The following is a 23,803-nucleotide window of genomic DNA, read 5'->3' on the forward strand; positions in this document are numbered from 1 at the left end:
AATCCTCCCGGCCACGCCGGGAAATTACCGCAAGTGATCTCCCCACCAGCGCGGAGCCGCTCTAGGCTCTTCGGTACCGCCGAGTCGCGCACTGAGCGCCGCCGGGCAAGGAGGGCCGCATGACCGTACGGCGAGTAATGGGCATCGAGACGGAGTACGGGATCTCCGTCCCGGGACACCCGAACGCCAATGCCATGCTCACCTCGTCCCAGATCGTCAACGCCTACGCCGCGGCGATGCACCGGGCGCGCCGCGCCCGCTGGGACTTCGAGGAGGAGAACCCGCTGCGGGACGCCCGCGGCTTCGACCTCGCCCGCGAGGCCGCCGACTCCAGCCAGCTCACCGACGAGGACATCGGCCTCGCCAATGTGATCCTCACCAACGGCGCCCGCCTCTACGTGGACCACGCCCACCCCGAGTACAGCGCCCCCGAGGTCACCAATCCGCGCGACGCCGTCCTCTGGGACAAGGCCGGCGAGCGGATCATGGCCGAGGCCGCCGAGCGCGCCGCCCAGCTCCCCGGCGCCCAGCCCATCCACCTCTACAAGAACAACACCGACAACAAGGGCGCCTCCTACGGCACGCACGAGAACTACCTGATGAAGCGGGAGACCCCCTTCTCGGACATCGTGCGCCACCTCACGCCCTTCTTCGTCTCCCGCCAGGTCGTCACCGGCGCGGGCCGGGTCGGCATCGGCCAGGACGGGCGCGAGGACGGCTTCCAGATCAGCCAGCGCGCCGACTACTTCGAGGTCGAGGTCGGCCTGGAGACCACCCTCAAGCGGCCCATCATCAACACCCGCGACGAACCGCACGCCGACGCCGAGAAGTACCGCCGGCTGCACGTGATCATCGGGGACGCCAACCTCTCCGAGATCTCCACCTACCTCAAGCTGGGCACCACCGCCCTCGTCCTCTCCATGATCGAGGACGGCTTCATCACCGTCGACCTCGCCGTCGACCAGCCCGTCCGCACCCTCCACCACGTCTCCCACGACCCCTCGCTCCAGTACCTCGTCACGCTGCGCAGCGGCCGGACGCTCACCGCCGTCCAGCTCCAGATGGAGTACTTCGAGCTGGCCAGGAAGTACGTGGACGAGCGGTACGGGGCGGACGCGGACGAGCAGACCAAGGACGTCCTCTCCCGCTGGGAGGACACGCTCAACCGGCTGGAGAACGACCCGATGAGCCTCGCCGGCGAGCTGGACTGGATCGCCAAGCGGGAGCTGATGGAGGGCTACCGGCGCCGGGACGGCCTGGACTGGGACGCGGCCCGGCTGCACCTGGTGGACCTCCAGTACGCGGACGTACGGCCCGACAAGGGCCTGTACAACCGTCTGGTGGCCCGCGGGCGCATGAAGCGGCTCCTGGACGAGACCGAGGTGGAGCGGGCCGAGACGGCGCCTCCGGAGGACACCAGGGCCTATTTCCGGGGCCGGTGCCTGGAGCAGTACGCCGACGACGTCGCCGCGGCCTCCTGGGACTCGGTGATCTTCGACCTGCCGGGCCGCGACTCGCTCCAGCGCGTCCCGACCCTGGAGCCGCTGCGCGGCACCAAGGCCCATGTGGCGGCGCTCCTGGACCGCTGCCGCACCGCGGAGGAACTCGTCAGGGTTCTCTCCGGCAGCTGATTCGAGACCTGGACGGGGGCCTGAAATGCCGGGTCCCTGGGAATCATGGAAACAGTGCCCGGACGTTGCGGAAATGCGGGGGCCGATGTCGGACCCGGATTGTAGGGTCTGATCTTGCAGGGCCCGGCAGCACCAGTCCGAGCGATCCGATTCGAGCGGGGTGAGGAAATGGCGACCAAGGACACCGGCGGCGGACAGCAGAAGGCGACGCGTTCCACGGAAGAGGTCGAGGAGACGACCACGGAGGCGAACTCCGACCTCAAGGAGCGCCAGGAGAAGCTGAGCGACGACGTGGACTCCGTCCTCGACGAGATCGACGACGTGCTCGAGGAGAACGCGGAGGACTTCGTGCGGTCCTTCGTGCAGAAGGGCGGCGAGTAGCCGCTCCGCACCTGTCGTTCCCGTCCCCGGAGCCCCGTGGAGAAGCCGTGGGCCCGGGGACGGATGACAGGCCGTCGCACGGGTATGGTCCGTACACAGCAATCAAGATCGGCCCGCGCGAGCCAGGGGCGGGCCCTTCTCACCCACCCGGAAGGAATCGCGTGGAAGCCAACCCTCGTAGCATCGGGCGTCTGCCGGCGGCCTTCCTGACGCCGGGCTCCTCCTCGTTCATCGACTTCCTCGCCGACCACTCGCCGGAGATGCTGCCGGGGAACCGGAAGCTTCCGGACGGGATCGTCGAGGCTCCGCACGGCACCACCATCGTGGCCGCCACCTTCCCCGGGGGCGTCGTCCTCGCGGGCGACCGGCGGGCCACCATGGGCAACATGATCGCGCAGCGGGACATCGAGAAGGTGTTCCCGGCGGACGAGTACTCCGCGGTCGGCATCGCCGGCACCGCCGGTCTCGCCGTCGAGATGGTCAAGCTCTTCCAGCTGGAGCTGGAGCACTTCGAGAAGGTGGAGGGCGCCACGCTCTCCCTGGAGGGCAAGGCGAACCGCCTCTCCACCATGATCCGGAGCAACCTCGGCATGGCCATGCAGGGCCTCGCCGTCGTGCCGCTCTTCGCGGGCTGGGACGAGGGCCGGGAGAAGGGCCGGATCTTCTCGTACGACGTGACCGGCGGCCGCTCCGAGGAGCACGGGTACGCCGCCACCGGCTCGGGTTCGATCTTCGCCCGCGGCTCCATGAAGAAGCTGTACCGCGAGGACCTCACCGAGCAGCAGGCGACCACCCTGGTCGTGCAGGCGCTGTACGACGCGGCGGACGACGACTCGGCGACCGGTGGCCCGGACCTGGCCCGCCGGATCTTCCCGATCGTCACCGTCATCACCGACGAGGGCTTCCGCAGGCTCTCCGAGGCGGAGTCCTCCGAGCTCGCCCGTTCGGTCACCGAGCGGCGTCTGGAGCAGCCGGACGGACCGCGCGCCGCCCTGCTCTGATCCGTACGTCGCCCCCTCACAGCCCAGAAGAAAGGGACGAGCGCCGGTGTCCACACCGTTCTACGTCTCACCCCAGCAGGCCATGGCCGACCGCGCGGAGTACGCCCGCAAGGGCATCGCGCGCGGCCGCAGCCTCGTGGTCCTCCAGTACTCCGACGGCATCGTCTTCGTCGGCGAGAACCCGTCCCGCGCCCTGCACAAGTTCAGCGAGATCTACGACCGGATCGGCTTCGCCGCCGCCGGCAAGTACAACGAGTACGAGAACCTGCGCATCGGCGGCGTCCGCTACGCCGACCTGCGCGGGTACACGTACGACCGGGACGACGTCACCGCGCGCGGCCTGGCGAACGTCTACGCGCAGACGCTCGGCACCATCTTCTCCAGCGCCGGCGAGAAGCCGTACGAGGTGGAGCTGGTGGTCGCCGAGGTCGGCTCCGAGCCGGCCGGCGACCAGATCTACCGGCTGCCGCACGACGGCTCCATCGTGGACGAGCACGGCTCGGTCGCGGTGGGCGGCAACGCGGAGCAGATCAGCTCCTTCCTGGACCAGCGGCACCGGGACGGGATGTCGCTCGCGGAGGCGCTGAAGCTGGCCGTGCAGGCGCTCTCCCGGGACACCAACGGCACGGAGCGGGAGATCCCCGCCGAGCGCCTCGAGGTGGCGGTCCTGGACCGGACGCGTCCGCAGCAGCGCAAGTTCAAGCGGATCGTCGGCCGCCAGCTGGTCCGCCTCCTGGAGGCGGACAACGCGGCGATCACGAAGACGGACGAGCCCTCGGACGAGGCTCCCGAGGAGTAGACCCACCCGCCACGCGGAGGGGCCCGGTCCACCAGGACCGGGCCCCTCCGCGCGTTCCGGGGCTCAGACGGCCGGTGCCGGGCCCGTGGAGCCGCGCGGGACCAGCTCGACGGGGAGGACGTCCGCGCGGGCCGGTTCGCCCGCCAGGACGGCGAGCAGCGCCTCCATGCCCCGGCGGCCGAACTCCTCGGCGGGCAGCCGGACCGTGGTGAGCTCCGGCTCGACCGCCGTCGCCAGGGCCATGTCGTCGAAGCCGGTGACCGACAGGTCCTCCGGGACGCGCAGGCCGAGCCGCCACGCGGCCTTGCAGACGCCGGCCGCGAGGATGTCGTCGTCGCAGATCACCGCGGTGGGGCGGGGTCCGGGCGCGGCGAGCGCCGCCCCGGCGGCCTCCCGCGCGGCCGCGACGGTGAGCGGCGACCGCACGGTGCGTACCTCCGCGCCCGCGAGGGCGTGCGCGAGCGCCGCGGCACGCACGTCGAAGGTCCAGGAGGGGGCCGCCGACGCCAGGTGCAGGAAGCTGCGGTGGCCGAGGGCGAGGAGATGGGCGGTGACCAGCCGCATGCCCTCGGCGACGTCCAGGTTGACGTGGGCGGCGGCGCCGGGGCCCGCCGGGTCGCTGTCGAGCATCACGAGCGGCAGGTCGCTGCCGCGGAACGCCTCCAGGGCGTCGGTGGCCATCGAGGAGGCCAGCACGCCGTCCAGGGCCGCCTGGGCCGAGGCGAAGGGGTCGCGGGCGGGGCCGACGCCGTCGGGGGAGGGGTAGAGCACGACGCCGAAGCCGTGGTCGGCGGCGACGGCCGCCGCGCCGGTGTACACGTGGGCGAAGAACTCGTTGGTGAGGGCCGGCACGACGAGCAGGGCGGTCCGGGTGCGGCCGAGGCGGAGATTGCGGGCCGCGAGGTTGGGCCGGTAGCCGAGCGCGCGGGCCGCGTCCCGGACGGTGCCGGCCGTGCGTTCCGACACACGGCCCCGCCACTTGTCGCCGAGGACGAGGGAGACGGTGGCCTGCGAGACGCCCGCCACCCGGGCGACGTCCCTGCTGGTCGGACGGGGTCCGCCGGGGGGTTCGGGGGTCTGCACGGGGCCTCCGCGTCGGACGCTGTCGGTGGGGCGCTGGTCGGTGGTGCGCGGGCCGCGGGGTGGACCCGCGTCACGCCGCCATGGTACGTATGACGGCAGAAGTTATACGTAAAACCTCGGCGGGAGCCGACGGAGGGGAGACCCGCATGGCCACCGAGGCCACGGCACACGGCGGCTACCGCGACATCCTGCGGGCGCCGCACGCGCTCCGCCTGCTCACCGGCACCCTGGTCGGCAGGCTGCCCAACGGCACCGGCCCCATCGCCATGACCCTCTTCGTCCGCGACCAGGGCGGCGGCTACACCCTCGCGGGCGGCCTCGTCGCCGCGTACGGCCTCGCCAACGCCGTCGGACAGCCGCTCCTCGGCCGCGCGGTCGACCTCAAGGGCCAGCCGCGCGTCCAGCTGCCCGCCGCCCTCCTCTCCGCCCTCGGCATGGCCCTCTTCGCCCTCGCCGGCATCGGCAACCTCCCCCTCGCCTACGCCGCCGTCGCGATCGCCGGACTCTTCACCCCGCCCCTGGAGGGCGGCCTGCGGGCCCTCTGGCCGAGCGTCCTCGGCCGCGAGGACCGGGTCCACCGCGCCTACGCCCTCGACGCGGTCGCCCAGGAGGTCATGTTCACCATCGGCCCGCTCCTGGTGACCCTCCTCGTCGCCCTGTGGTCGCCCGCCGCCGCCCTCCTCGTCATCAACCTCATCGGCGTCCTCGGCGCCCTCTCGGTGGTCCTCTCCGCGCCCTCCCGCGCCTGGCGCTCCGCACCCCGCGAGGCCCACTGGCTCGGCGCGCTGCGCTCGCCCGGGCTGCTCGCCCTGCTCGGCTCGTTCTTCTTCGTCGGCCTCGCCCTCGGCTCCATCACCGTCGCCGCCGTCGCCTACGCCGACGACCGCGGCACCCCGTCCGTCTACGGCTGGCTGATGGCCGCCCTCGGCCTCGGCGCCCTCCTCGGCGGCGTGCTCTACGGCGCCCGGCAGTGGGCGGGCGCGCCCGAGCGCCGGCTGCGCGTCCTCGTGGCGCTCCTCGCGCTCTGCTACCTGCCCCTGACGCTCACCCCCGGCCCGATCGCCATGGCCGCCCTCTCGGCCCTCGCCGGCGTCTTCCTCGCCCCCGTGCTGGCCTGCGCCTTCATCGTGGTGGACCGGCACGCCCCGGCCGGCACCGTCACCGAGGCGTTCTCCTGGCTGGTCACCACCTTCGGCGTCGGCGCCGCCCTCGGCTCGGCCGCCGCCGGGCCCGCCGTCGAACTCGCCGGGACCGTGGCCGGGTTCGCGGTGGCCGGCGCCGGCGGCGTGGTCGCCCTGCTGGTGCTGCTCGCCACCGGCCGGGTGCTGAACGACCCCGACGCGCCCGGCCGCCGGACGCGACACGCCGCGAGCGGGGGCGCCGCCGCCCCGGTACACACGGAAAAGAACGCCCTCTGATCGGAAAATGATCGAAACGGGAACGTCCAACCCGGTTTCAGCACAGGCCGTCAGGCGTAATGTTCAGACATGGACCGCCGCATTTTCGGGCTGGAGAACGAGTACGGCGTCACGTGCACGTTCAGGGGACAGCGCCGACTGTCTCCTGACGAAGTGGCGCGGTACCTCTTCCGCCGAGTCGTGTCATGGGGCCGCAGCAGCAACGTCTTCCTGCGGAACGGCGCCCGCCTGTACCTCGACGTGGGTTCGCATCCGGAATACGCCACACCGGAATGCGACGACGTGATCGAACTCGTCACCCACGACAAGGCCGGCGAGCGCATTCTCGAAGGTCTTCTCGTGGACGCCGAACGCCGCCTGCACGAGGAGGGAATCGCGGGCGACGTCTATCTCTTCAAGAACAACACCGACTCCGCCGGAAACTCCTACGGCTGCCACGAGAACTATCTCGTCGCCCGCCACGGAGAGTTCTCCCGTCTCGCGGACATCCTCATCCCGTTCCTGGTGACGCGTCAGCTGATCTGCGGCGCGGGCAAGGTGCTCCAGACCCCGCGCGGCGCCGTCTACTGCGTCTCCCAGCGCGCCGAGCACATCTGGGAGGGCGTCAGCTCCGCCACCACCCGCTCCCGGCCCATCATCAACACCCGGGACGAGCCGCACGCCGACGCCGAGCGCTACCGGCGCCTCCACGTCATCGTCGGCGACTCGAACATGTCGGAGACGACCATGCTGCTCAAGGTCGGCGCCACCGACCTCGTGCTGCGCATGATCGAGGCCGGCACGGTGATGCGCGACCTGACCCTGGAGAACCCGATCCGGGCCATCCGCGAGGTCAGCCACGACATCACCGGCCAGCGCAAGGTGCGCCTGGCCAGCGGCCGCGAGGCGTCCGCGCTGGAGGTGCAGCGCGAGTACTTCGAGAAGGCGTCCGACTTCGTCGACCGCCGCGGCATCCGCTCCGGGACGGTCGCCCAGGTCCTCGAACTGTGGGGCCGCACGCTCGACGCGATCGAGCAGGAGGAGCTGGACCGCATCCAGACGGAGATCGACTGGGTGATGAAGTACAAGCTCATCGAGCGCTACCGGGCCAAGCACAACATGACCATGTCGAACCCGCGGGTCGCCCAGATAGACCTCGCCTACCACGACATCCACCGCCGCCGCGGGCTCTACTACCTGCTCCAGAAGAACGGGCAGGCGGCGCGGATCTGCAACGACGTGAAGATCTTCGAGGGCAAGTCCGTGCCCCCGCAGACCACCCGGGCCCGGCTCCGCGGCGACTTCATCCGCCGCGCCCAGGAGCAGCGCCGGGACTTCACCGTCGACTGGGTCCACCTCAAGCTCAACGACCAGGCGCAGCGCACGGTCCTGTGCAAGGACCCGTTCCGCTCGGTCGACGACCGGGTGGAGAAGCTGATCGCCGGCATGTAGGACGATCGGAAGAGCAGGTCGGGGCCCCGCGCGTGCGACGCGCGGGGCCCTGGACGTCACAGCCCGGTCCCCTAGAGTGTCGGGACAACTACTGTGCCGTCTGAGATCTGAGGAACACGTGCGCCGACTTGCCGGCCTTCTCGTCGTCCCGCTGCTGCTGGTCACAGCGGCGTGCGGCAGCGAGACCAAGGGCTCCGATAACGCCTCGATGACCAACGGGCTGCCCGCCATCACCGCGGGCGAGAAGTTCGGCGAGAAGCCGACCCTCTCGAAGGGCGAGGGCGACCCGCCCAAGGACCTCAAGGTCAACGTCATCAGCGAGGGAGACGGCCCGGTCACCAAGGACGGCGACGTCCTGCAGGTGAACTACCTCGGTCAGGCGTGGGACTCGACGACCCCCTTCGACAACAGCTTCGACCGCGGCGAGCCGTTCACCGTCACCCTCGGTGCCGGAGAGGTCATCAAGGGCTGGGACCAGGGCCTGAAGGGCCAGAAGGTCGGCAGCCGCCTGGAGATCGGCATCCCGCCGGAGCTCGCCTACGGCGAGCAGGGTTCCCCTCCCGCCATCAAGGGCAACGCCACCCTCGTCTTCGTCGTCGACATCCTGAAGGCGACCGTCATCCCGAAGTCCGCCGAGGGCACCGTCGTCGCCCAGGAGAACAAGGACCTGCCCAAGGTCGGCACCAACACCGACGGCAAGGCCCCCTCGCTGACCGTGCCGAAGGCCGACGCGCCGAAGACGCTCGTCTCCAACTACGTCATCGAGGGCAAGGGCGAGGCGGTCAAGGCCACCGACACCCTGACCGTCCAGTACCAGGGCGTGCTCTGGAACGGCACGCCGTTCGACAGCTCCTACGAGCGCGGCGCCGCGGCCTCCTTCCCGCTCGCCAACGTCATCCCGGGCTGGACCAAGGGCCTGGAGGGCAAGAAGGTCGGCAGCCGCGTGCTGCTCGTCGTCCCGCCGGCCGACGGCTACGGCGACAAGGCCCAGGGCAAGATCCCGGCCAACTCCACCCTTGTCTTCACGGTGGACATCCTCGCCAAGCAGTAGCCGGTTCCCGCGCGATCCGGCCCGCCGCGAGGTAGGTTGTCCGGGTCGCGCGGGCCATCGTCCGCGCGGTTCCACCCGTATGAGGAGCACACTGCAGTGAGCATCGAGAAGCCCGAGGTCGACTTCCCGGGCGGCGAGCCGCCGGCCGACCTGGAGATCAAGGACATCTGGCCGGGCGACGGCGAGACCGCCGAAGCCGGTGACCTGGTCAAGGTCCACTACGTCGGTGTCTCCTTCAGCACCGGCGAGGAGTTCGACTCCTCCTGGAACCGCGGCGAGGCGCTGCCCTTCCAGCTCGGTGTCGGCCAGGTCATCCAGGGCTGGGACAAGGGCGTCCAGGGCATGAAGGTCGGCGGCCGCCGCCAGCTGATCATCCCCGCGCACCTCGCCTACGGCGACCGCGGCGCCGGCGCCAAGATCGCCCCCGGCGAGACGCTGATCTTCGTCTGCGACCTGGTCGCCGTGAAGAAGCCCTGACCCGGCTCCACGCACCTGACGAGGGCCCCCGCCTCCACGGCGGGGGCCCTCGGCTTTTGTCCGGACACCCCGGGGCGGTACGGTCGGACGTCCGAGAACGGAACCGGGGAAGAGGGTGCAGGGCGTCCATGGCGATTGCCAAGGCCGAGCGGCTCATGAATCTCGCGCTGTGCCTGCTCGGGACGCGCCGCGCGCTGAGCAAGCGCGAACTGCGCGGCTCCATCGAGGCGTACATGGAGGCCAGCGGGGACGAGGCGTTCAACCGCATGTTCGAGCGGGACAAGGACGACCTCCGCGAGCTCGGCCTGGTCATCGAGACCGTCGAGAACCTCGACGGCGAGACCGGCTACCTCGCCCGCCGCGACTCCAACCGCCTCCCGCCCATCACCCTGGACGCCGAGGAGGCCGCCGCGCTCGGCCTCGCCGCCCGGGTCTGGCAGCAGGCCCGCCTCGCCGGAGCCGCCAGCGGCGCCCTCCAGAAGCTCCGCGCCGCCGGCATGCCCGAGGCCGAGGACACGTACGAGATCCAGCCCAGTGCCCTCGAACCCCGCATCCCGGTCCACGAGGCCGCCTTCGAGCCGCTGATGCTCGCCTGCCGCGACCGGCGCCCCGTCTCCTTCGAGTACCGCAAGGCCAACGCCGCCCGCCCCGAGCCCCGCCAGGTCGAGCCCTGGACGCTGGAGTGCTGGCGCGGCCACTGGTACCTGGCAGGCTGGGACCGCGACCGCGGCGCCGAGCGCGTCTTCCGCCTCTCCCGCATCACCGGCAAGGTCCGCTCCCGGGCCGGCGCCTTCACCGCGCCCGTGCCCGACGCCGTCACCGTCCGCGAGACCGTGGAGAGCTGGGCGGGCGAGACCGCCACCCGCTCCGCCCGGATCCGGCTCCGGGCCGGCTGCGGCTACCCGCTGCGGGCCCGAGCCGTCGAGGTGCGCGAGGGCGCCGACGGCTGGGACGAGCTGGAGATCCCGTACGGGCACGGCCTCGACGCCTGGCTCGTCGAGTTCGGCCCCGACGTCGTCGTACTGGAACCGGCCGACCTGCGGGCCGACGTGGTGGAGCGGCTGCGCGCCGTCGCCAAGGGCTGAGGGGGAGACGAACCGCATGGCTGCCAACGCGATCGACCAGACGAGGCGGATGCTCTCCCTCGTCACCTACCTCCGCGAGCGCCCCGGCGCCCACGTCGCCGACGTGGCGCGCGCCTTCGGCATCACCGAGGACGAGCTGATCTCCGACCTCGACGTGCTGCCCATGTGCGGCACCAGCTTCCGGGGCGGCGACCTGCTCGACATCGACACCGACGGCGACCGGATCTGGTGGCACAACCCGGACGACGTCGCCGAGCCCCTGCGGCTCGCCGCCGACGAGGCCACCGCGCTGCTCGTCGCCGCCCGCGCCGTCGCCACCCTGCCCGGACTCCGCGAGGGCGACCGGGACGCGCTGGTCCGCGCCACCGCCAAGCTGGAGGCCGCCGCGGGCGAGGCCGCCGGCGCCAGCGCCCGCCTCTCGGTCACCTTCGAGTCCGAGGGCGGCGTCTTCGCCGAGGTCGACCGGGCCATCTCCGAGCGCAAGCGGCTCTGGGTGCGCTACTACTCACCCGCCCGCGACGAGCTCACCGAGCGGGAGGTCGACCCCATCCGCCTCTTCGCCGTCGGCCACACCTACATGGAGGCGTGGTGCCGGCTCTCCGAGGCGCGCCGCACCTTCCGCCTGGACCGGGTCGCCGAGATCCGGATCCTGGAAGAGGCCGCCGCGCCGCCGGAGCTGGAGCTGAGGGACCTCTCCGAGGGGCTGGTCCAGCCCTCCGCCGACGACCCCGAAGTGGTGGTCGAGGTCGGCCCCGGCGGCCGCTGGGTCGCCGAGTACTACCCGCACGACCGCGCCGACGAGCTGCCCGGCGGCGGGCTGCGGATCACCCTGCGCACCCCCGACCCGGCCTCGCTGAAGCGGCTCGCGCTGCGGCTCGGCAGCGACGGGCGGATCGTCTCGCCGGCCGTTCTCGCGGACAGCGCCCGGGAGGCGGCGACGGCCGCGCTCGCCGCGTACGAGGGCGTGTGAGCCGTCCCCGTACGGGAGCGGACGGCCCGTCCCCTCGACGGGGGAGGGGCCGGACGGGGCGGGTTTCCTGAAGGTGCAGCGGATCAGAGGCGAGGAGAGTAGAAGGATATGTCTGTGATTTCTGACATGTCGGTTTCAGTGGTCCCTGTCCTCTTCAAAGCCGCCTGCCCCGACTGCCGCTGCCGCTTCGAACTCACCGCCGGAGCCCTCCGCCTGGCCATCGGAGCCAGCCGCCGCACCACCTTCTACTCCTTCACCTGCCCCGAATGCGGCAGCGCCGTCCGCAAGCCCGCCGGCGAACGCATCGTCGAACTCCTGACCGGCGGCGGCGTCCGCACCCTCCGCCTCCACACCACCGCCTGACCGGCACCCCACCCCCCAAGGGCTAGGCTCGGCCCATGCTCTGGCCCATGCTCGCGATCGCCCTCGGCTTCCTCGGCCTCGCCGTCCTCGGCGTCCTCGCCGTCAAGGTCTTCCTGGAGGTCCGGCGCCTCGGCCGCCAAGTGGCCGTCACCACAGAGCGCATCCAGCGCGCCGCCGACGACCTGGAGACCGCGGCCACCGGACTGGCCCGAACCGGCCGTTCCCTGCCCTGATCCGACTGCCGTACGCTGCCAAGATCCGGCCTGATCAGGGCTCCCCGGACGCAATCGGGAGTATGCACGGGCATTGCCCGACGTTTACTCCTGCGGGTTACGATCGCAGACAGCGCGGTGGCCGGACGCATGTCCGACCGGCCGGGCACGCACCCATGCCGCCTCGGTGAGAAGAGAGACCACAGCCATGTTCCGTCAGATCGGTCCCCTTGAGATCAGCCTCATCCTGCTGGTCGTCGTGCTGCTCTTCGGCGCCAAGAAGCTCCCGGAGATGGCGCGCTCCCTGGGCAAGTCGGCCCGCATCCTGAAGAGCGAGGCCAAGGCCATGAAGTCGGAGAACCAGGAGTCCGCCGCCGCTCCCGCCGAGGCGCCGGCCGAGCAGACCGCCTCCGCCCAGCGCACCATCAAGGCCGCCCCCGGCGACGTGACCGGCGGCCGCCCCGTGACCGAGGCGTCGGACTCCACCCAGCGCTGACCCGTCCGCCCCGCACGTACGCCGCACCGCGGCCTGCCCGCACGAGATGAGGACGTGGGTTGCCCAAGTCTGCCCGCATGAAGAAGGAGAAGGATCCCGAGGGGCGGATGCCACTCGCCGATCACCTCCGTGAGCTGCGCAACCGCCTCGCCAAGGCGATGCTGGCGATCGTCGTCGCCTCCGTGGTGGCGACGTTCTTCAGCCAGCAGCTGATGGACCTTCTGTCGTCCCCCGTACCGAAGTGCCCCCCGGACACCTCCCTGTCCGAGAACACCGGCGGACGCTGCGTCGTCATCGCCTACCAGACCATGCTCTCCCCCTTCACCTCCACGGTGAAGGTGATCATGCTGGCCGGCCTCATCGTCTCCTGCCCGGTCTGGCTCTACCAGCTCTGGGCCTTCATCGCGCCCGGCCTCCACAAGAGCGAGAAGAAGTACACCTACTGGTTCGCCGCCGTCGCCGTCCCCCTCTTCGTGGCCGGCGCCTACACGGCGTACCTGATCATGCCCGTCAGCGTGCGCGTCCTCATCAGCATCACGCCCGACGTCGCGTCGAACTTCCTCTCCCTCGACGACCTCCTGGACTTCACCACCAGGATGGTGCTCGTCTTCGGCCTCGCCTTCGAACTGCCCCTGCTGCTGATCATGCTCAACCTCACCGGCGTGGTCACCGGCAAGCGCATGGCCGGCTGGTGGCGCGCCATGGTCATGGGCACCTTCGTCTTCGGCGCCGTCGCGACCCCCTCGACCGACCCCCTCGGCATGATCGCCCTCGCCGGACCGATCATCCTCCTGTACTTCATCGCGGTCGGCATCTCGATCCTCAACGACCGCCGCAGGGCCCGCCGCAACCCCGACGCCGCGCTCTCCGACGACGAGGCGTCCGTCCTCGACCTCGCCCCCGAACCGGTCGGCAGCCTCGACCCCGTCCCCGCCGCCCGCGCCCTGCCCGAGCAGGCCACCGGCGACACCGACGGAGCCCGCGCCCACCGCACCGGCGGCTACGACGACATCACCTGACCCCGCCCACCGCCGTACCGGCGGTCACACCGGCAGCCAGGTCTTGTAAGGTCCCCCCAGACTCCGTCCGGGGGGACCTTCGCCATGTCCAGCGACATCACGCTCTTCGTCAATCCCACCGCCGGCCGAGGCAGCGGCACCCACGCCGCCCGCCCCGCCGCGGACGCCCTCCGCGCCGCCGGCCACACCGTCCGCACCCTCCTCGGCACCGACCCCGCCGACGCCCTGCGCCGCGCCCGCGAGGCCGTCGCCGACGGCACCGGCGCCCTCGTCGCCGTCGGCGGCGACGGCATGGTCTCCCTCGCCCTCCAGGCCGTCGCCGGCACCACCACCCCCTTCGGCGTCATCGCCGTCGGCACCGGCAACGACTTCGCCCGCACCCTCGGCCTCCCCGTCCGCGACCCGGCCGCCGCCGCCCGCCTCACCGCCACGCTCCTCCGGGACGGCGCCACCCGCCCCCTCGACCTCGGACGCGTCACGACCCCCGCCGGACCCCGCTGGTACGGCACCGTCCTCGCCTCCGGCTTCGACTCCCGCGTCAACGACCGCGGCAACCGCATGCGGCTCCCCGCCGGCCGCTTCCGCTACGACCTCGCGATCCTCGCCGAACTCGCCGCCTTCCGCCCCGTCCCCTACCGGCTCGTCCTCGACGGACTGACCGTCGAGACCGACGCCACCCTCGTCGCCGTCGGCAACGGCACCTCCTACGGCGGCGGCATGCGGATCTGCGCCGGCGCCCGCACCGACGACGGTCTCCTCGACGTCACCGTCGTCGGCGACGTCACCCGCACCACCCTCCTCAAGGTCTTCCCCCGCGTCTACCGCGGCACCCACCTCGACCACCCCGCCGTCACCACGTACCGCGTCCGCTCGATCACCCTCGACGCCCCCGCCACCACCGGCTACGCGGACGGCGAACCGCTCGGACCGCTGCCCCTCACCGCCGACGCCGTACCCGGAGCCCTCACCGTCCTGGCCCCCTGACACCCCCGCCGGGATCCCCTCGATAAAGATCGCGTCACTGTCAGAGGGGGCGGGTAGGCTCGATGACAAGATGACAGAGGACCTCACCCCAGCCGAGGCGTACGCGGCAGCCCTCGCGCGCAACGCAGAGCAGGCCACCGCACTGGCCCCCTTCCGAGAGATGTACGAGTTCGGACTGGACCCCTTCCAGATCGAGGCGTGCCGGGCTCTCGAAGCGGGCAAGGGCGTGCTCGTCGCCGCCCCCACGGGCTCCGGCAAGACCATCGTCGGCGAGTTCGCCGTCCACCTCGCCCTCACCCAGGGCCGCAAGTGCTTCTACACGACCCCCATCAAGGCGCTGTCGAACCAGAAGTACGCCGACCTCGCCAAGCGGTACGGCCCCGACAAGGTCGGCCTCCTCACCGGCGACAACAGCGTCAACGGCGACGCCCCCATCGTCGTCATGACCACCGAGGTCCTCCGCAACATGCTCTACGCGGGGTCCCAGGCCCTCTCCGGCCTCGGCTACGTCGTCATGGACGAGGTCCACTACCTCTCCGACCGCTTCCGCGGCGCCGTCTGGGAGGAAGTGATCATCCACCTCCCCGAATCGGTCACCCTCGTCTCCCTCTCCGCCACCGTGTCCAACGCCGAGGAGTTCGGCGACTGGCTCGACACCGTCCGCGGCGACACCGAGGTCATCGTCTCCGAGAGCCGCCCCGTCCCCCTCTGGCAGCACGTCCTCGCCGGCCGGCGGATGTACGACCTCTTCGAGGAGGAGACCGACCACGGCGGCCGCGGCGCCTCCCGCCGCGAGCTCAACCCCGACCTCCTCCGCCTCGCCCGGACCGAGAACACGCGCACCTACAACCCCCGCGAGCGCCGCCGCGGCAAGATGGTCCGCGAGGCCGACCGCGAGCGCGAGCGCCGCCAGCGCTCCCGCATCTGGACCCCCGGCCGCCCCGAGGTCATCGACCGCCTCGACAACGAGGGCCTCCTCCCCGCCATCACCTTCATCTTCAGCCGCGCCGGCTGCGAGGCCGCCGTCCAGCAGTGCCTCTACGCCGGCCTGCGGCTCAACGACGACGCCGCCCGCCTCCGCGTCCGCGAGATCGTCGAGGCCCGCACCGCCGCCATCCCCGACGAGGACCTCCACGTCCTCGGCTACTACGAGTGGCTCGAAGCCCTGGAGCGCGGCATCGCCGCCCACCACGCCGGCATGCTCCCCACCTTCAAGGAAGTCGTCGAGGAGCTCTTCGTCCGCGGCCTCGTCAAGGCCGTCTTCGCCACCGAGACACTCGCCCTCGGCATCAACATGCCCGCCCGGACGGTCGTCCTGGAGAAGCTCGTCAAGTGGAACGGCGAGCAGCACGCCGACATCACCCCCGGCGAGTACACCCAGCTCACCGGCCGCGCCGGCCGCCGTGGCATCGACGTCGAGGGCCACGCCGTCGTCCTCTGGCAGCGCGGACTCGACCCCGACCACCTCGCCGGCCTCGCCGGCACCCGCACCTACCCGCTGCGCTCCAGCTTCCGGCCCTCCTACAACATGGCGGTCAACCTGGTCGACCAGTTCGGCCGCCACCGCTCCCGGGAACTCCTGGAGACCTCCTTCGCCCAGTTCCAGGCCGACCGCTCCGTCGTCGGCATCTCCCGCCAGGTCCAGCGCAACGAGGAGGGGCTGGAGGGCTACCGCGAAGGCATGACCTGCCACCTCGGCGACTTCGAGGAGTACGCGCGCCTCCGCCGCGACCTCAAGGACCGCGAGACGGACCTGGCCAAGCAGGGCGCCGCCCAGCGCCGCGCCCAGGCCGCCGCCTCCCTGGAGAAGCTGAAGCCCGGAGACGTCATCCACGTCCCCACCGGCAAGTTCGCGGGCCTCGCCCTCGTCCTCGACCCCGGCATCCCCGCCGGCCGCACCAACGGCCACCGCGGCTTCGAGCACCACGACGGGCCCCGGCCCCTCGTCCTCACCGCCGAGCGGCAGGTCAAGCGCCTCGCCTCCATCGACTTCCCCGTCCCGGTGGAAGCCCTGGAGCGGATGCGCATCCCCAAGACCTTCAACCCCCGCTCCCCGCAGTCCCGCCGCGACCTCGCCTCCGCCCTGCGCTCCAAGGCCGGGCACATCAACCCCGACCGGCAGCGCAAGCAGCGCTCCGGCGCGGCCGACGACCGCGAGATCGCCCGCCTGCGCACCGCCATCCGCGCCCACCCCTGCCACGGCTGCGACGAGCGCGAGGACCACGCCCGCTGGGCCGAGCGCTACCACCGCCTCCAGCGCGACACCAAGCAGCTGGAGCGGCGCATCGAGGGCCGGACCAACACCATCGCCCGCACCTTCGACCGGATCGTCGCACTCCTCACCGAACTCGACTACCTCCGCGCCGACGAGGTCACCGAGAACGGCAAGCGGCTCGCCCGCCTCTACGGCGAACTCGACCTGCTCGCCAGCGAATGCCTCCGCGAAGGCGTCTGGGAGGGGCTCGCCCCCGCCGAACTCGCCGCCTGCGTCTCCGCCCTCGTCTACGAGGCCCGGCAGGCCGACGACGCCGTCGCACCGAAGGTGCCCGGCGGCCAGGCCAAGGCGGCGCTCGGCGAGATGGTCCGCATCTGGGGCCGGCTCGACGCCCTGGAGGAAGAGTTCAAGATCAACCAGGCGGAGGGCGTCGGCCAGCGCGAACCCGACCTCGGCTTCGCCTGGGCCGCCTACCAGTGGGCCTCCGACAAGAGCCTCGACGAGGTCCTGCGCGAGGCGGAGATGCCCGCCGGCGACTTCGTCCGCTGGTGCAAGCAGGTCATCGACGTCCTCGGACAGATCGCCGCCGCGGCACCGAAGGAGAACAGCACGGTCGCGAAGAACGCGCGCAAGGCCGTGGACGGGCTCCTGCGCGGCGTCGTGGCGTACAGCTCGGTGGGCTGACGCCCCCTCAAGCACCAGGAGAAGGGCCCGTGGTGGATCCACCACGGGCCCTTCTCTCCGCCCTCCGCACGTTGTCCACAGGGCGTCGTCCACAGGGGTGGCGCCCCAGGGGAGCCTTCCGCTTGCATGGACTCGCACACCGACACAGCGAGTTGGGGAGGGGACCTACGTGACCACGCACGCCGGCGCCGAGGCCGGGATCACCATCGCCGAAGGACCACGCGGAGTACCGCTCCTCGGCAACCTGCCCGCCTTCGGCAAGGACCCCCTCGCCTTCTTCGAACAGCTCCGGCGGCGGGGCGACTTCGTCCGCTGGCGCTTCGGCCCCAGCCCCGCCCTCTTCATCGCCCACCCGGACACCATCGGAGAACTCCTCACCGAGGTCGAGAACACCTTCGACCAGCCCGACCTGGGCATCGCCATCCGCACCCTCCTCGGCAACGGCGTGGTCGTCGCCAAGGGCCGCGACTGGCGCCGCAGGCGCTCCCTGGTCCAGCCCTCCGTCCGCCCCAAGCAGGTCCGCTCCTACGCGGCCACCATGGCGGAGTGCACCGTCGCCCTCGCCGACCGCTGGACCGACGGACAGCGCGTCGACATCAAGAAGGAGATGGCCGCCCTCACCCAGCTCATCGCCGTCCGCACGATCTTCGGCGCGGACACCGCCGCCGACGCCGAAGCCATCGGCCGCGCCATGGACGTCGCCCAGCAGGAGATCGGTGCCGAACTCAGCGGCATCGGAGCCCTCCTGCCCGACTGGATCCCCACCCCCGGGCGCGCCCGCATCAAGCGGGCCACCGCCGTCATCGACGCCGAGGTCTCCCGCCTCGTCGCCGCCCACCGCGACGGCGGGGAGGACCGCCCCGACCTTCTCAGCAGGCTCCTCACTGCCCGGGACGAGACCGGCGCCCACCTCTCCGACCGCGAGATCCGCGACGAGACCGTCACCCTCTACATCGGCGGCCACGAGACCACCAGCTCCACCCTCGTCTGGGCCTGGTACCTCCTCTCCCGCAACGAGAAGGTCCGGCGCGCCCTCACCGAGGAGCTGGACCGGGTCCTCAGCGACCACGAGCCCGGCTACGACGACTACGCCTCCCTCACCTACACCCAGGCCGTCATCAAGGAGACCCTCCGCCTCTACCCCACGATCTGGCTCCTCACCGGCATCGCCAAGGAGGGCGCCACCCTGGGCGGCACCCCGATCCCGCCCGGCACCCGCGTCTGGTCCAGCCAGTGGGCCACCCACCGCGACCCCCGCTGGTACGGGGACGCCGACACGTTCCGCCCCGAGCGCTGGCTCACCGACGACGAGGCCGGGCCGGCGGAGAAGATCCCCGAATACGCCTGGTACCCCTTCGGCGGCGGCCCCCGCGTCTGCCTCGGCACCCGCTTCGCCCTCGTCGAGGCCGTCCTCGTCCTCGCCGTCCTCGCCCGCCGCTACGACCTGGACGTGGAGTCCGAGGAGATACGCCCCGTCCCGAGCCTCACCCTCCAGCCGGACCGCGAGGTGGCGGCCACGGTCCGCTCCCGGAGGCGGGGGTGAACGGCATCACCGCGCGCGGCTGACCCCGGCGGTCACGCGGCGGCGAGGGCGCGCGCCAGCGCACGCAGGTCGTCCGCGTCGAGGACGCGGTCGCCGAAGCCGGGGAGCGGGACGTGCAGCGTCGCCGTCCAGCGGTCCGGGATCGCCCCGGCACCGTGGACGGCGCCCGCCAGCAAGCCGGTGACGGCCGCCACCGTGTCCGTGTCCCCGCCGAGGTCCACGGCGGCCACCAGGGCCTCCTCGAAGGTCCCGGTGGTCCGCAGCGCCCACACGGCGGAGCCGAGGCAGGGCCAGACGGCCCCGTTGAACTCCGTCGCGTCCTCCGGCCGCCAGCCGGGTGCCAGGGCGACCGCCCAGCGTTCCCGGTGACGCGGGTCCACCTGGGCCAGGGCCTCCGGGATCGCCGCGAGCGGGTCCTCGCCGAGCAGGGCCACGCGGACCAGCTCGTGCAGGAGGGCGGTGCCCTCCCAGGCCGCCCGGTCCCCGTGGGTGAGGGCGGCGAGCCGGCGGCCCGCCTCCATGGTGGCCGCACGGCCCAGGGGAGCGAAGCGGACGGCGGACGTGGAGGCCCGCATCAGACAGCCGTTGCCGGCGCCGCGGCCCTCCACCTGGAAGTCCAGGGCCGCGGCCAGGTCCCACGCTTCGCCGCCCAGCAGGACCCGCTCCGTCAGGAGGCCGATGTCCTTGGGGTCGGCCGCCGCCCAGCGCCGGAAGCGGTCGAACACGTCCGGCAGGTCGAGACCGCCCTGTTCGAGCAGCGACTCCCCGACGAGCACGGCCATCTGGGTGTCGTCCGTGGCCTCGCCCGGATCCCAGCCGCCGCCCCCGCACAACTTCCCGGCACCGTCCGGGAATCGGGCGCGGAACGCGCCGGGCGGGCCGAACTCGAAGGGCGCGCCCAGGGCGTCGCCGACGGCGGATCCGAGGACGGCGCCCAGGGCGAGGTCGGCTGAGGTCATGGCGCCAGGGTAGGCGGCCGGCGCGTGGGGTCGGGGGTGGGGTGGGGGAGGGAGGGGTGGGTGGGGGAGGGGGAGGGGGGAGCCCCCCGGAGGGAGAGGGCGGCTCCCGCCACCGTGACGAGCGCGATCGCGGCCGCCGCGGTGAGCGTCGTGGCGTCGGGGTGGAGGAGGGGCTGGCCGCGGAGGGCCTGCCAGGTGAGGAGGGCGAAGCCGGCCGCGTAGGCGGCCGAGGCGGTGAGGACGAGGCGGAGGCGGAGCAGGGAGTCGGCGAGGCGGGGGAAGCGGGGGGCCAGGGCGGTGAGGGCGAGGAGGACCAGGGGGAGCAGCTGGAGGGCGTGCATGCCGAAGAAGTGGGCGATGCGGAGGTCGCCGCCGGTGGCGGCCCAGCCGGTGACCGGGAGGCCGGGGCCGCCGTCGGGGACGCCGACGCTGTGGGCGCCGACGATCGACGGGTCGGTGGCGGCGCGCTGTGCGGGGGTGGGCTGGACCATGAGGAAGCCGACGGCGGCGCCGGCGAGGGCGATCAGCGAGGCGAGGCGGACCGCCCAGGCGGTGGCGCGGTCGAGGAAGCGGGCGCGGAGCAGGAGGACGGCGATGGCCAGGGCGGCCAGCCAGAGGATGACGACGGTGAGGCCCATGGCCTGGAAGACCGCGGCGTCGAAGGGGGTCTCCTGGTTGAAGTGGCTCTGCCTGCCACGGACGACCTGGAGGGTGATCAGCACCATCTCCAGGGTGCTGGCGGCCGTCACGACCGTGCCGGCCCACCAGCCGGCGCGCCTGCCGCGCGGCAGCAGGCTCAGCATCCAGGCGAGCGACAGGCCGTAGGCGACGAACGACACGGCGAACTTGAAGGGCTTGGACCAGATCGGGGCGCCGACCAGGGTCCGGTCGTCGAGCAGGATCCCGCCCGCGCTGACGAGGGCGAAGACGGCCATCGCGGCGGCGAACCAGAGGAGGGGCCGGTGCAGCCGGCCGTTCGGGGGCGGGGAGGTGGCGGTGGAGTCGGGCATGGGTGCGCGCGTGGACATACGGATCCCCCCGGAAGCAGTATGGATAGTGGCGCTTGCCGCTATCTGATAGTGCCACTATCTATGATGGAGGGGTGTCCGGCAAGGCCGGGAAGGCAGTGGAAAGGTGAACGCGCGGTGCGCATCGGTGAGTTGAGCCGCAGGACCGGGGTGTCGATCCCCACGATCAAGTTCTACGTACGGGAGGGGCTGCTCCCGGCCGGCCGGCTGACGAGCCCGAACCAGGCCACGTACGAGGAGACGCATGTGCGGCGGCTCCGCCTGATCCGCGCCCTGATCGACGTGGGCGGGCTGTCCGTGGCGGCCGTGCGCGAGGTGATCGCCGCCGTCGACGACCCCGACCGGCCCGTCCACGAGCTGCTCGGCGAGGCCGCCGAGCGGATGGTGCCCGGCTACGGCGGCGCGCCCCCGGAGGAGGGTGAGGACGGCGGCGGGCTGGTCGAGGCGCGCAAGCGGGTCGACGCGCTCATCCAGGAGCGGGAGTGGCGCTGCTATCCGGGCAGTCCGGCGGCCGAGGCGCTGGCGATCGCCCTCGCCGCCCTGGAGTCCGTCGGCCACGAGCGGTTCGGCGAGGTGCTCGGCGCCTACGCGGACGCGGCCGAGCGGGTCGCCGGGGCCGACCTGGAGTACGTCGCGCGCCACGTGGCCCGCGAGGAGCTGGTCGAGAGCGTCGCCGTCGGCACGGTCCTCGGCGACGCGCTCTTCGCCGCGCTCCGCCGCCTCGCCCAGATCGACGCCTCGGCCCGCCATTTCGGGGGCAAGGGGGAGCGGGCCGAGTGACACGGAGGAGGGGGCGGGAGCCGTGCCGGCTCCCGCCCCCTCCCGGGTGCTTCAGGTCGTTCAGGCGGCCTGCGAGGGCTCCTGCTCCCGCTCCACCTGCTCGTTCCACTCGCGCTTGATCGCGCGCCATCCCTCGTCCGTCTTGCCCAGGCGCCAGTAGCCCGAGATGGAGAGCCGCTCGCGCTCCACCTGGCGCTCCATGCGCAGATGGCGGCGGAGTTCCTTCACGAAACCGGCCTCGCCGTGGACGAACGCGTGGACGTCGCCCGCCGGGAAGTCCAGGGCCCGCACGGCCTCGACGAGCGCCTCGCCGACCGGGCGGCCGGAGCGGTGCAGCCAGGTCACCTCGACGCCCGCCTCGGTGGCGAACTTCTGCTCGTCGGACGCGTCCTCGATCTCGACGAAGGCGTGCACCTTCGCTCCCGCGGGCAGCCGCTCCAGGGCCACGGCGATCGCCGGCAGGGCGCTCTCGTCGCCGACGAGGAGGTGCCAGTCCGCCGCCGGGTCCGGGGTGTAGCCGCCGCCGGGGCCGAGGAACCGCACCGTCTCGCCGACCCGCGCGCGGGCCGCCCACGGGCCCGCCAGCCCCTCGTCGCCGTGGACCACGAAGTCCAGGGTCAGCTCGTGGTGGACCGGGTCCCAGGCGCGCACGGTGTACGTGCGGGTGGTCGGCCACTCCTCGCGGGGCCGCTCGGCCCGGATCCGCTCCATGTCGAACGGCTCCGGGTAGGTCACCCCCTCGGGGGCGAAGAGCAGCTTCACGTAGTGGTCCGTCCAGGCACCGGCGTCGAAGCCGTCCAGGCCGGGGCCGCCGAGGACGACCCGCACCATGTGCGGGGTGATCCGCTCGGTGCGCACCACGTGCGCTTCGGTGGCCCGGGGGGCCTTGCGGGCCGGCTGCTCTGCCACGGCGGACTCTCCTGACTGCCTGGGGGTGGTGCCGTGCGGCACACCTGAGACTTAGGTATGCCTAAGTTAGCATCCCCCGGCCGGTCACGTCCCGGTGTGGCCGCCCGCGAGCACCGGCAGCAGCCGGTACACCGCCCCGCCGAGGTTCCAGCGGACCGCCAGGGCCTCCAGCGCCGCCGGGTCCCGCGGCGCGGCCGGGAGCGCCGGGTCGAACTCCGGCAGCGCCACGTCCCGCGCCACCCGGACCACCGTCGGCGCGACGTCCAGATAGGCGGCCGCCTCCACGATCCCGCGCCGCTTGGCGGGGGTGAGCTTCGAGGTGCGGTCCTCGGCGGCCGCCCGGACGCCCGCGAGGTCTCCGTACTCGGTGATCAGCTGGGCGGCCGTCTTCTCGCCGATGCCCTTCACGCCGGGCAGGCCGTCGCTGGCGTCGCCGCGGAGGGCGGCGAAGTCGGCGTACTGGTCGGGGCGGACCCCGTACTTCGCGCGGATCAGGTCCGTGTCCACCAGGTCGCAGTCGCCGACGCCCTTGCGCGGGTACAGGACGCGGACCGCCCGCTCGTCGTCGACCAGCTGGAAGAGGTCCCGGTCGCCGGTGACGATGTCCACCGGGCCCTTCGCCCGCTCCGACAGGGTGCCGATCACGTCGTCCGCCTCGTACCCCGCCGCGCCGATCCGGGCGATGCCGAGCGCCGCGAGGACCTCCTCGATCACCGGGACCTGCGGGGAGAGCGTGTCCGGGACCTCCTCCTCGTCCGGCCCGGTCGCCGTCTCCACGGCCACCCGGTGCGCCTTGTACGAGGGGATCAGGTCCACCCGCCACTGCGGCCGCCAGTCGTCGTCCCAGCAGGCCACGAGGTCGTCCGGCCGGTGGTCCTGCACCAGCCGGCCGATGAAGTCGAGCAGCCCCCGCACGGCGTTGACCGGCGTCCCGTCCGGGGCCCGGACCGAGTCCGGCACGCCGAAGTACGCGCGGAAGTAGAGGCTGGCGGTGTCCAGGAGCATCAGGCGTCGCGTCACACCCCGATCATGCCGCACCCCACCGACAGCGGGGCGGAGCCGCCCGCACCGGGTCCCGTCCCGGAGTCCCCGCGCCCCCCGGCGGCCATCCCGCACCCCCCGCTCCCCACCCCGCTCCCGCGCCCCCCGGCGGCCATCCCCCACCCCGCTCCCGCGCCGCCGTGACCCCCGTCACCTTCGCGTTTGCCTCCCGGGGGCCGGGGCAGGCGCGAGCCCGGAGCGGACCCGGTAAGGGGCCCCGAGCAGTGGGCCCCGTACGCGACG

Annotated in this window: 23 protein-coding genes; 18 read left to right on the plus strand and 5 right to left on the minus strand. The window is 72.6% G+C overall.

Annotated elements, in window-relative coordinates; all coding sequences use genetic code 11:
* Positions 1–119: 119 nt before the first annotated feature.
* The 4 genes from dop (at position 120) to prcA (ending at position 3,812) form a co-directional block, all read left to right on the plus strand.
* Entirely contained in the window at positions 120–1,631 is a 1,512-nt protein-coding gene (dop, locus tag ACFVU3_RS36420; protein ID WP_390073069.1) for a depupylase/deamidase Dop, read from the plus strand.
* 168 nt (positions 1,632–1,799) lie between these two features.
* A complete protein-coding gene (locus ACFVU3_RS36425) occupies positions 1,800–2,012 on the plus strand; it encodes a ubiquitin-like protein Pup (protein ID WP_390073070.1) in 213 nt (70 codons plus the stop codon).
* Between the two features lie 161 nt (positions 2,013–2,173).
* Positions 2,174–3,013, plus strand: coding sequence for a proteasome subunit beta (gene prcB, locus ACFVU3_RS36430; RefSeq protein WP_390073071.1), 840 nt, complete (start codon positions 2,174–2,176; stop codon positions 3,011–3,013).
* A 46-nt stretch (positions 3,014–3,059) separates the two neighbouring features.
* Positions 3,060–3,812 carry a proteasome subunit alpha gene (gene prcA / locus ACFVU3_RS36435; protein ID WP_390073072.1) on the plus strand — a complete coding sequence of 251 codons (753 nt, stop codon included), beginning with the start codon at positions 3,060–3,062 and terminating at the stop codon, positions 3,810–3,812.
* 63 nt (positions 3,813–3,875) lie between these two features.
* Here the strand turns inward: prcA and ACFVU3_RS36440 are convergent, their stop codons facing one another.
* Complete coding sequence (locus ACFVU3_RS36440) at positions 3,876–4,895, minus strand: LacI family DNA-binding transcriptional regulator (RefSeq protein WP_390073073.1); 1,020 nt, start codon at positions 4,893–4,895, stop codon at positions 3,876–3,878.
* Positions 4,896–5,041: 146 nt separating this feature from the next.
* On the opposite strand from ACFVU3_RS36440, the gene ACFVU3_RS36445 reads away from it, so the two are divergent.
* The 13 genes from ACFVU3_RS36445 to ACFVU3_RS36505 all read left to right on the plus strand — a co-directional run bounded on the left by ACFVU3_RS36445 (position 5,042) and on the right by ACFVU3_RS36505 (position 18,843).
* Positions 5,042–6,313 (plus strand): MFS transporter, encoded by a 1,272-nt coding sequence (locus ACFVU3_RS36445; RefSeq protein WP_390073074.1) that lies wholly within the window; start codon positions 5,042–5,044, stop codon positions 6,311–6,313.
* A gap of 69 nt (positions 6,314–6,382) precedes the next feature.
* On the plus strand, positions 6,383–7,744 hold the full coding sequence (pafA, locus tag ACFVU3_RS36450) for a Pup--protein ligase (protein ID WP_031013984.1): 1,362 nt from the start codon (positions 6,383–6,385) through the stop codon (positions 7,742–7,744).
* Positions 7,745–7,862: 118 nt separating this feature from the next.
* A complete protein-coding gene (locus ACFVU3_RS36455) occupies positions 7,863–8,795 on the plus strand; it encodes an FKBP-type peptidyl-prolyl cis-trans isomerase (RefSeq protein WP_390073075.1) in 933 nt (310 codons plus the stop codon).
* Positions 8,796–8,891: 96 nt separating this feature from the next.
* Complete coding sequence (locus tag ACFVU3_RS36460) at positions 8,892–9,272, plus strand: FKBP-type peptidyl-prolyl cis-trans isomerase (protein ID WP_390073076.1); 381 nt, start codon at positions 8,892–8,894, stop codon at positions 9,270–9,272.
* 128 nt (positions 9,273–9,400) lie between these two features.
* Positions 9,401–10,357 (plus strand): helix-turn-helix transcriptional regulator, encoded by a 957-nt coding sequence (locus tag ACFVU3_RS36465; protein ID WP_390073077.1) that lies wholly within the window; start codon positions 9,401–9,403, stop codon positions 10,355–10,357.
* Between the two features lie 16 nt (positions 10,358–10,373).
* On the plus strand, positions 10,374–11,327 hold the full coding sequence (locus ACFVU3_RS36470; protein WP_390073078.1) for a helix-turn-helix transcriptional regulator: 954 nt from the start codon (positions 10,374–10,376) through the stop codon (positions 11,325–11,327).
* A gap of 126 nt (positions 11,328–11,453) precedes the next feature.
* Complete coding sequence (locus ACFVU3_RS36475; RefSeq protein ID WP_390073079.1) at positions 11,454–11,690, plus strand: hypothetical protein; 237 nt, start codon at positions 11,454–11,456, stop codon at positions 11,688–11,690.
* Between the two features lie 35 nt (positions 11,691–11,725).
* Positions 11,726–11,923, plus strand: a complete 198-nt coding sequence (locus ACFVU3_RS36480) for a hypothetical protein (protein WP_390073080.1) — start codon at positions 11,726–11,728, stop codon at positions 11,921–11,923.
* 187 nt (positions 11,924–12,110) lie between these two features.
* Entirely contained in the window at positions 12,111–12,398 is a 288-nt protein-coding gene (gene tatA / locus ACFVU3_RS36485) for a Sec-independent protein translocase subunit TatA (protein ID WP_390073081.1), read from the plus strand.
* A gap of 107 nt (positions 12,399–12,505) precedes the next feature.
* The gene (gene tatC, locus ACFVU3_RS36490) at positions 12,506–13,417 is read left to right on the plus strand and encodes a twin-arginine translocase subunit TatC (RefSeq protein WP_390073104.1); all 912 of its coding nucleotides are present in this window, start codon (positions 12,506–12,508) and stop codon (positions 13,415–13,417) included.
* A gap of 84 nt (positions 13,418–13,501) precedes the next feature.
* A complete protein-coding gene (locus tag ACFVU3_RS36495; RefSeq protein ID WP_390073082.1) occupies positions 13,502–14,401 on the plus strand; it encodes a diacylglycerol kinase in 900 nt (299 codons plus the stop codon).
* 70 nt (positions 14,402–14,471) lie between these two features.
* Entirely contained in the window at positions 14,472–17,300 is a 2,829-nt protein-coding gene (locus tag ACFVU3_RS36500; RefSeq protein WP_390073083.1) for a DEAD/DEAH box helicase, read from the plus strand.
* Between the two features lie 169 nt (positions 17,301–17,469).
* Positions 17,470–18,843, plus strand: a complete 1,374-nt coding sequence (locus ACFVU3_RS36505; protein WP_390073084.1) for a cytochrome P450 — start codon at positions 17,470–17,472, stop codon at positions 18,841–18,843.
* A gap of 32 nt (positions 18,844–18,875) precedes the next feature.
* On the opposite strand, the gene ACFVU3_RS36510 is transcribed toward ACFVU3_RS36505, so the two are convergent.
* Complete coding sequence (locus ACFVU3_RS36510; protein WP_390073085.1) at positions 18,876–19,802, minus strand: ADP-ribosylglycohydrolase family protein; 927 nt, start codon at positions 19,800–19,802, stop codon at positions 18,876–18,878.
* Positions 19,799–20,737: a hypothetical protein gene (locus tag ACFVU3_RS36515; protein ID WP_390073105.1), complete on the minus strand. Its 939-nt coding sequence runs from the start codon at positions 20,735–20,737 to the stop codon at positions 19,799–19,801. Before ACFVU3_RS36515 ends, ACFVU3_RS36510 begins: the two co-directional genes overlap by 4 nt.
* Positions 20,738–20,947: 210 nt before the next feature.
* Between ACFVU3_RS36515 and ACFVU3_RS36520 the strand changes: the two genes are divergently transcribed.
* A complete protein-coding gene (locus tag ACFVU3_RS36520; RefSeq protein WP_390073086.1) occupies positions 20,948–21,610 on the plus strand; it encodes a MerR family transcriptional regulator in 663 nt (220 codons plus the stop codon).
* A gap of 60 nt (positions 21,611–21,670) precedes the next feature.
* Here the strand turns inward: ACFVU3_RS36520 and ACFVU3_RS36525 are convergent, their stop codons facing one another.
* Both ACFVU3_RS36525 and ACFVU3_RS36530 read right to left on the minus strand, forming a co-directional pair.
* Positions 21,671–22,519, minus strand: a complete 849-nt coding sequence (locus tag ACFVU3_RS36525; protein ID WP_390073087.1) for a siderophore-interacting protein — start codon at positions 22,517–22,519, stop codon at positions 21,671–21,673.
* 84 nt (positions 22,520–22,603) lie between these two features.
* A complete protein-coding gene (locus tag ACFVU3_RS36530) occupies positions 22,604–23,524 on the minus strand; it encodes a 5'-3' exonuclease H3TH domain-containing protein (protein ID WP_390073106.1) in 921 nt (306 codons plus the stop codon).
* Positions 23,525–23,803 lie beyond the last annotated feature (279 nt).

Origin of the sequence: Streptomyces sp. NPDC058052 (assembly GCF_042885515.1) — a bacterium.
Taxonomy (GTDB): domain Bacteria; phylum Actinomycetota; class Actinomycetes; order Streptomycetales; family Streptomycetaceae; genus Streptomyces.

What these genes read in the sequence shown, in the direction of transcription:
- ACFVU3_RS36465 (WP_390073077.1), top strand. Translation starts at nt 9,401, where the DNA reads ATGGCGATTGCCAAGGCCGAGCGGCTCATGAATCTCGCGCTGTGCCTG.
- dop (WP_390073069.1), top strand. Translation starts at nt 120, where the DNA reads ATGACCGTACGGCGAGTAATGGGCATCGAGACGGAGTACGGGATCTCC.
- ACFVU3_RS36475 (WP_390073079.1), top strand. Translation starts at nt 11,454, where the DNA reads ATGTCGGTTTCAGTGGTCCCTGTCCTCTTCAAAGCCGCCTGCCCCGAC.
- ACFVU3_RS36425 (WP_390073070.1), top strand. Translation starts at nt 1,800, where the DNA reads ATGGCGACCAAGGACACCGGCGGCGGACAGCAGAAGGCGACGCGTTCC.
- ACFVU3_RS36530 (WP_390073106.1), bottom strand. Translation starts at nt 23,524, where the DNA reads ATGCTCCTGGACACCGCCAGCCTCTACTTCCGCGCGTACTTCGGCGTG.
- ACFVU3_RS36480 (WP_390073080.1), top strand. Translation starts at nt 11,726, where the DNA reads ATGCTCTGGCCCATGCTCGCGATCGCCCTCGGCTTCCTCGGCCTCGCC.
- ACFVU3_RS36515 (WP_390073105.1), bottom strand. Translation starts at nt 20,737, where the DNA reads ATGGCCGTCTTCGCCCTCGTCAGCGCGGGCGGGATCCTGCTCGACGAC.
- ACFVU3_RS36470 (WP_390073078.1), top strand. Translation starts at nt 10,374, where the DNA reads ATGGCTGCCAACGCGATCGACCAGACGAGGCGGATGCTCTCCCTCGTC.
- ACFVU3_RS36510 (WP_390073085.1), bottom strand. Translation starts at nt 19,802, where the DNA reads ATGACCTCAGCCGACCTCGCCCTGGGCGCCGTCCTCGGATCCGCCGTC.
- tatC (WP_390073104.1), top strand. Translation starts at nt 12,506, where the DNA reads ATGCCACTCGCCGATCACCTCCGTGAGCTGCGCAACCGCCTCGCCAAG.
- ACFVU3_RS36495 (WP_390073082.1), top strand. Translation starts at nt 13,502, where the DNA reads ATGTCCAGCGACATCACGCTCTTCGTCAATCCCACCGCCGGCCGAGGC.
- tatA (WP_390073081.1), top strand. Translation starts at nt 12,111, where the DNA reads ATGTTCCGTCAGATCGGTCCCCTTGAGATCAGCCTCATCCTGCTGGTC.
- ACFVU3_RS36445 (WP_390073074.1), top strand. Translation starts at nt 5,042, where the DNA reads ATGGCCACCGAGGCCACGGCACACGGCGGCTACCGCGACATCCTGCGG.
- ACFVU3_RS36500 (WP_390073083.1), top strand. Translation starts at nt 14,472, where the DNA reads ATGACAGAGGACCTCACCCCAGCCGAGGCGTACGCGGCAGCCCTCGCG.
- pafA (WP_031013984.1), top strand. Translation starts at nt 6,383, where the DNA reads ATGGACCGCCGCATTTTCGGGCTGGAGAACGAGTACGGCGTCACGTGC.